Origin of the sequence: Moorena producens PAL-8-15-08-1 (assembly GCF_001767235.1) — a bacterium.
In the GTDB taxonomy this organism is placed as follows: Bacteria; Cyanobacteriota; Cyanobacteriia; order Cyanobacteriales; family Coleofasciculaceae; genus Moorena; species Moorena producens_A.
Window position 1 is genome coordinate 5923003 of record NZ_CP017599.1, and the last position, 6579, is coordinate 5929581.

8 protein-coding genes are annotated in these 6579 nt (G+C 44.8%); 5 read left to right on the forward strand and 3 right to left on the reverse strand.

Translation table 11 applies throughout. The features are described from left to right. The first annotated feature begins 300 nt into the window (after positions 1-300). A complete protein-coding gene (locus BJP34_RS46610; RefSeq protein ID WP_202972003.1) occupies positions 301-825 on the forward strand; it encodes a class I SAM-dependent methyltransferase in 525 nt (174 codons plus the stop codon). 103 nt (positions 826-928) lie between these two features. Beyond that, the gene (locus BJP34_RS46615) at positions 929-1159 is read left to right on the forward strand and encodes a hypothetical protein (protein ID WP_202972004.1); all 231 of its coding nucleotides are present in this window, start codon (positions 929-931) and stop codon (positions 1157-1159) included. 34 nt (positions 1160-1193) lie between these two features. On the opposite strand, the gene BJP34_RS49230 is transcribed toward BJP34_RS46615, so the two are convergent. Then, a complete protein-coding gene (locus tag BJP34_RS49230) occupies positions 1194-1322 on the reverse strand; it encodes a hypothetical protein (protein ID WP_267876335.1) in 129 nt (42 codons plus the stop codon). 129 nt (positions 1323-1451) lie between these two features. Here BJP34_RS49230 and BJP34_RS21720 point away from each other — a divergent pair, with 129 nt between their 5' ends. Continuing rightward, positions 1452-1850: a hypothetical protein gene (locus BJP34_RS21720; protein ID WP_070394142.1), complete on the forward strand. Its 399-nt coding sequence runs from the start codon at positions 1452-1454 to the stop codon at positions 1848-1850. A gap of 112 nt (positions 1851-1962) precedes the next feature. Here BJP34_RS21720 and BJP34_RS21725 read toward each other — a convergent pair whose 3' ends face one another. Then, entirely contained in the window at positions 1963-3060 is a 1098-nt protein-coding gene (locus tag BJP34_RS21725) for a MarC family protein (RefSeq protein ID WP_070394143.1), read from the reverse strand. A gap of 30 nt (positions 3061-3090) precedes the next feature. Then, complete coding sequence (locus BJP34_RS21730) at positions 3091-3675, reverse strand: cupin domain-containing protein (RefSeq protein WP_070394144.1); 585 nt, start codon at positions 3673-3675, stop codon at positions 3091-3093. A gap of 298 nt (positions 3676-3973) precedes the next feature. Here BJP34_RS21730 and BJP34_RS21735 point away from each other — a divergent pair, with 298 nt between their 5' ends. Both BJP34_RS21735 and BJP34_RS21740 read left to right on the forward strand, forming a co-directional pair. Beyond that, positions 3974-5017, forward strand: coding sequence for an AraC family transcriptional regulator (locus tag BJP34_RS21735; protein ID WP_070394145.1), 1044 nt, complete (start codon positions 3974-3976; stop codon positions 5015-5017). A 184-nt stretch (positions 5018-5201) separates the two neighbouring features. Beyond that, on the forward strand, positions 5202-6206 hold the full coding sequence (locus BJP34_RS21740; RefSeq protein WP_070394146.1) for a DUF4351 domain-containing protein: 1005 nt from the start codon (positions 5202-5204) through the stop codon (positions 6204-6206). The last annotated feature ends 373 nt before the right edge of the window (positions 6207-6579 follow it).

Consider the following 6579-nt stretch of genomic DNA (forward strand, 5'->3'; position numbering starts at 1 on the left):
TTTGAAATTTGGTGAGGTACAGAGTTTCTGCTTTTAGGGAACAGGGAACAGCGGATCTGGGAACAGGGAAGAGTAACCCACCCCTAACCCCTCCCAGGAGGGGAAGAGGGAATAGGTAAAAAATCTTGTGTACCTCATTAGGCTAAAAACCGCTAGATCACTTTTTCAACTCCCCGCGCCCGGGCCTTGCGCCCGGGTCCCACACCTCCGTCTCTTTCCCTGTTCCCTGTTCCCTGTTCCCTGTTCCCTGTTCCCTAAAACCCAGGATTCTGTACCTCACCCAAATAATAATTTCTATATATGACCAATCACAATCAATGGAATGCTGATGATTATGCTAAGAATTCTTCAGCACAGCTCAATTGGGCAAAGGAACTAATTGAAAAGCTATCACTAATGGGGAACGAAACACTCCTGGATATTGGTTGTGGAGATGGAAAGATTACTGCTGAATTTGCCAGTATTATTAAAAACGGTAGTGTTTTAGGAATTGATTCATCCAAGACTATGGTTGAGTTAGCTCGGAAGACATTTCCCCCAGTAGAGTATCCTAATTTAGAGTTTCAACTTATGGATGCTACAGCGATTAACCTCAACCATAGCTTTGATGTCGTCTTTTCTAATGCTGTCTTACATTGGATCAATGACCATGGATCAGTTTTAAAAAGTGTTCGTAATCACCTTAAACCTCACGGAAAATTACTGTTTCAGATGGGAGGTAAAGGTAATGCTAGGGAATTACTACTGATCATAGATGAAATTATCACTGCTCCAGACTGGAAAGAGTATTTTATAGACTTTAACTTTCCTTATTCATTGTCTTGATGCAGTCGCTCATGGGGGAAACCCCCAAGACCGCGCTGCATCGCTTTATGGCATTGAAGAGTATCAAAGATGGTTACCGGAAAATGGGTTTAAAGCTGAAGGTGTGCAGTTAATTCCTAAAGATATGCAGCATCAAGGCAAAGAAGGATTGAAAGGGTGGTTAAGAACAACGTGGTTTCCGTATACCAATAGAATTCCTCAGGAATTGAGAGAAACATTTTTGAATACTGTTGTGGATAGGTACATCGAGCGTTATCCAATAGATAGTCAAGGGTTAACTCATGTCAAGATGGTTCGCTTGGAGGTTGAAGCTTATGCTATTGCGTCAAGATAGGCAAGAGGCAAGAGGCAAGAGGCAAGAGGCAAGATTAGGAGTAAGCATTCAGCTGAGCACTGACCACTGACCGCTGACCACTGACCGCTGACCACTGACCACTGACCGCTGACCACTGACCACTGACCGCTGACCGCTTACTGGTATTGAAAATTTTCTGCATAACTATTGGTGATTACCCCGATAAGTCTATAGATACTTAGAAATCAGCTATTAGCACTCAGTATTCAGCAGCTAGTGCCTTAGCTGCTGAATGCTTACCTTGTCAACCTTTAGAATCGGGTGTTAATCGATGTCACAGAAAAACAATACCGTTACTGGTGATCAGGCGAAACAAATTATTGTTGATACTTACCGATATCAGTCCGAATACTACCATAACCGTCACCCAATCTCCGTCAACCGTCAAGCCTCAACCATTAACCGTCAAGGCTCAACCATTAACCGTCACCCAATCTCCGTCAACCGTGAAGAGCAAACCATTAACCGTCAACCATTTATAGGTGATCCTAATGTGTTTTGGTTTTCAGAAATGGGCAGTGATTGGAGTGCCACCATTAGAGAGGCGTGCTGGGAAACAATCAAAGAACCGATTGAAGAACAGGAGGATTTATCTAGGGATAAGAAAGGTGCTTCTACCATTGTATCAGCTTTGGCTTTATTGGGGATGATTGTTCTGGCTGTTATTTAAAAAATTGCTATGGTTTTAGGGAGCAGGTAAAGAGATAGGAGGTGTGGTAATAGTGTGGATAAATGGCCTGATGGGGCAGATTTTTATTAAGGATAATTATCTGGAGATAATCTTACAAGCCCAGAAGAAATTTCAGTGCAATAGCTTCCAGTTTCACTCCCGTCAAAATCATATCCAGTCCCAAAGCCACCTGCATCACCCCAAACACAAAACCAAGGACTCTTAGAGTCACGGGTTTGATGAGATTCAAAAGGGGATGAGCCACCAACATTACCCCTAAGTTGAGTACCATTACCACAAATAATAGCAAAAACATAGAACCCGGAGCAATTGCCATCCGTCCGAACATGGCGCTCATAGTCACCACAACAGCAATGCCATAGGGAGTTAAAATACTGGGAAAAACTAAAGGATTAATCGTTAACTTCAGAGAAGGATTTACAGGGGTAGCATCCTTAGTTGTGGGGGGATTATACTGGGATAATACTGTTCGCAGAGCCACTAAAAAAAGGATAATACCTGTTGCGATTAGCATTGCTGAGAGGTCAATTTGCCAGGATTTCAGAACATTTTGGCAAAGTAGTGCTACCGCAAAAATAACTAACGTAGATATGCCAAACCCCCGTAAAGCAAGCTGGCGACGCAAGGCCGGATCAGCATTAGCTGTCAGCTTCACAAAGGGTACAATTAGCTTGAGTGGACCGACGGTAAGTAAAAAGATAATCAGGATATTGAATGCCCCAAATCCCTCAAAAAGTTGCTCAAACAAAACTTGAGTTTTAGCATCAATCTCAGCATTGACCGGTATGGCAATTTGATTGCTCGATGATTCCAGAGCTTGGGCTGAGATTATGGTGTTGCTTAATAATGGAATGATTTGAAGAGTGAGGTGGAATGGGCATCTTGGTGGAACTGGCATCTTGCCAGTTTCATGCTTATTTCCGGCGGGAATGATTTGAAGAGTGAGGTGGAATGGGCATCTTGGTGGAACTGGCATCTTGCCAGTTTCATGCTTATTTCCGGCGGGCAGGATGCCCACTCTACTCCTATTCATGGGAAGATTCAGCAACGCTGTTTGCCCAGTAAAATCCGTTGCAAGGGAGAGAGATGGCAGTGTAGGGAGGGTGGCTGTGGCACTGTTAAGTGCTAACATCGAAGCAAAATAAGCCGATGCGATCGCTATCCCTAAAATTCTCAACAACCTATCCATCTCTCCATCTCCCCACTTTTACAAACTTTTCTAGCGCAACTTCATATTGCTAAACAGCTTTGCCACTGGTTCCGGAAGATTAGGTAGATTGGGTAAGTCGGGAGTCTCGGACATGGCGAGGCCAGTGAGGTTGTTATCCTTGATCAGCCGTGGAATTTCGTCGAGAGCAAAAACCATGCCCCAGTCCCGCTCTGCGTTTGCCACACCTTTGCGATCGCCCCCCTTCAAGGAGTCAACGAATCCTTCAAAGGTTTCCTGACCTGAAAGCTCGATGTAATGAGCTGGTGTATCCGTGGAGTTCCAGAAAGCATGGACAATGCCCCGTGGTTTTTGGACATAGCTTCCCGCAGGAGCTGTAAACCTTAGTCCATCTGCACCCCCAATCTCGAAGACAAGTTCACTGGAGATCACGTAGACCAGTTGATCGCAAAACTTGTGGCTGTGGGGTGACAGCAAGTGACCAGGATTGATAACACCCTGCATCACTGAGAAATCACCACCCATGTCTCTGGATCGAGCCATGATAATCATGTCCGTGGCTGTCCTTTCTCCTTCACCAGGTTTCTTGAGGAGATCCTGGGCATCAAATCGATCGTTTACATTATATTCACTCATTGTTCTACTCCTTTAATCTTGCTTTGCTGAAAAATTCCTTGAGTAAATTTAAAGGTGCAACCCTGTGATGAAATGCCTTAAAAATGGCAAACCAATAATGCAGCTGATGGCGCAGTATAATGGTTTTGAACTTGTAAGCATTTAGCCGTCAGCTTATGTTTCACAGGCTAGAAGCCTGTTCCACCCACGAACAGCTATCAGCATTCAGCCGTCAGCTATCAGCTATCAGCTATTAACTGAATGCTTACTAGCTTTCTATAACCAAAGTGCCACGTTTAACAGAGGTGTGATAAGGACAATGGGCGCACCAAATCGGACATTTCACGACAGATTGCACAAACCCGAAATGCTAGCTAGCGTGGTGGCGAGTACCGTAGCTTATGCAGTGGCACGGGGAGTGGACATGGAACAGATCACTGCCGCCACAGGACTAACCCGTACCGATCTGCTCGATCCCGATGCCCATCTGTCTCAACATCTGGTACCAACGGTATGGCGCTTACTGACCAAGGCTTACCCAGGGGAAGCGATCGCACTCCACATGGCCAGTGCTACTCCCTTCTCATACTTTGGAACACTAGCCTATGGAGCTAGATATGCTGAAAATCTCAGAGAAGCGTTGCAGAACTTAGTGCGCTATCGGTCTGTGCTATCGGATCAACTGCACATCGCCCTGATTGAGTCCTGCTCAGAGGGGATTTTACAAATGCATCATCCCATGGATGCCGAGGATGGGGGTTGCGCTGCTGAAGTGGGACTAGCTTTGGGGTTGCGCTATATGCGGGAAATTCTAGGAGCGGATGATATCCTTCTGCGCGTGGACTTCACTCACCTGCCCTTCGGAGCAATCCAGGTGTATGAAGAGTTCTTTGGTACCCCAGTCTGCTTTCAAAAATCCCACAATGCCCTTGTGTTTCGTCAAGGGGCTCTAGACCTACCCACCAAACAGCCTGATCCGGATCTGTTTCGTTATATCCAGAGCCATCTAGACCTGGTGCGAGAACGGTTAGCAGGTTCTAGTGATTCTCCGGAACTATCTAGGGTGCGTGATGCGATCGCTCACAATGCTGAACGTTCTGAATATGGTGCAGAAGCCCTAGCACGACAGATGAACATGAGTCTTCGTGCTTTGCAACGCTTGACCCAAGACCATGGTATCACCGTTCGGCAACTGTTAGACCAAACTCGTCAAGCAAACGCACAACAATTCCTCAGTGACCCTAGACTCAGTATCGAAGCCATATCGTGTTTGCTGGGTTACTCGGAAGATCGTGCATTCCGGAGAGCCTTCAAGCGTTGGACCGGGCACACCCCTGCTGAGTTCCGGCGGAATGTTGGTTAAGCATTTTAGATTTAGATATTCACAAGGCTCAGAGGCTTATGCGATCGCACTTGCCTAAGTGAGCAAGATTACTATAGACAAGGTCTATTAGTAAATCCAATTAACCCGTTATCAATTTAAATCTAAACTAACCTGTAACTTAAACTAACCTGTAACCTGTAACTTACCGTTTTTATTATGTGTTATGAGTTACGACAGTACCCTTAAATATTTGGTGGAACAATATCCCCAAGCCTTTACCCGTTGGTTGTGGAACCAGGAACCACCAGAAGATATAGAAATTCTCAACACCGAATTAAGTACAGAACCAATTCGGGCAGATGCCTTGTTTTTGGTGCGGGTTGCTGATGCTATTTTGCATCTAGAATTTCAAACCCTACCCCAGTCTGAACCTCCTTTACCCCTGCGGATGCTGGATTATTGGGTGAGGTTGTATCGCCAGTATCGCTGTAAGATTAACCAGGTAATAATTTTTCTGAAACCAACCCGATTAGCGGGAGTATTTGTGAATCAATTTACCGAGCCGAACCTATCCTTCCACTACCGAGTGATTCGGATTTGGGAATGTGATCCACAACCGTTACTGACAACTCCAGGGTTACTACCCTTGGCAGTATTAGCACAAGCTGAAGTCCCAGAAACATTACTCTCCCAGGTAGCAGCCAGAATCGATATGATTGAAGATACACAACAGCAGCGTAACCTATCTGCTTGCGTGCAACTGTTGGCTGGGGTGAAATTTGATGAGCAGTTAATTCAAGCCTATTTTCGGGAGGATATGATGCAAGAGTCGGTGGTTTATCAACGGATTATTCGTCAAGGATTAGAACAAGGATTAAAACAAGGATTAGAACAAGGATTAGAACAAGGATTAGAACAAGGATTAAAACAAGGATTAAAACAAGGATTAGAACAAGGATTAGAACAAGGATTAGGACAAGGATTAGAACAAGGATTAGAACAAGGATTAGAACAAGGATTAGAACAAGGATTAGAACAAGGCAAGCGCAATGAGCTTAATTTAATTATCCGTCTACTTAACCGTCGCCTAGGTCAGCTCAATCCCCAATTACAGCATCAAATTGAGCAATTATCCTTTTCCCAGTTGGAGGATTTAGGGGAAGCCTTGTTGGATTTTGAAACCGAAGTGGATTTGACCAATTGGTTGAACCAGTTCAGGGATAGGTAATATGTAAGCTGATAGCTTACTCTAAAAGAGCGTATCGGCTTTAGGGTGCATCTCATATTTGTAAAAAAGTGGCGTAGGGTGTGTTAGGGACGGGCTCACCAAGACGCAAGCCATAGCAAGTTTTGGGACAGTCCGTCCCGTAACGCACCACCGCGTCAAATAGCAAAAGTGAGATGCACCCTCGGCTTTATCCTACATAGTAAGAGTTTTATCAGTAGTTACACTCTTAGCTCGTGGTTAATTGTATTAATTTTGACTGATTGATTGATCACCGAAACTGTGTAGAGACGTGGGTTAGGGTAGCTCCTCCCGGAGGGAGGCTAGATCACGTCTCTACAATCCTACAGAACTAATGCGGTTAACCAATAGTTAT

Excerpts from the sequence above, each read along its gene's own strand:
- BJP34_RS46610 (WP_202972003.1), top strand. The coding sequence starts at position 301 with ATGACCAATCACAATCAATGGAATGCTGATGATTATGCTAAGAATTCT.
- BJP34_RS49230 (WP_267876335.1), bottom strand. The coding sequence starts at position 1,322 with ATGCAGAAAATTTTCAATACCAGTAAGCGGTCAGCGGTCAGTGGTCAG.
- BJP34_RS21720 (WP_070394142.1), top strand. The coding sequence starts at position 1,452 with ATGTCACAGAAAAACAATACCGTTACTGGTGATCAGGCGAAACAAATT.
- BJP34_RS21725 (WP_070394143.1), bottom strand. The coding sequence starts at position 3,060 with ATGGATAGGTTGTTGAGAATTTTAGGGATAGCGATCGCATCGGCTTAT.
- BJP34_RS21730 (WP_070394144.1), bottom strand. The coding sequence starts at position 3,675 with ATGAGTGAATATAATGTAAACGATCGATTTGATGCCCAGGATCTCCTC.
- BJP34_RS21735 (WP_070394145.1), top strand. The coding sequence starts at position 3,974 with ATGGGCGCACCAAATCGGACATTTCACGACAGATTGCACAAACCCGAA.
- BJP34_RS21740 (WP_070394146.1), top strand. The coding sequence starts at position 5,202 with ATGAGTTACGACAGTACCCTTAAATATTTGGTGGAACAATATCCCCAA.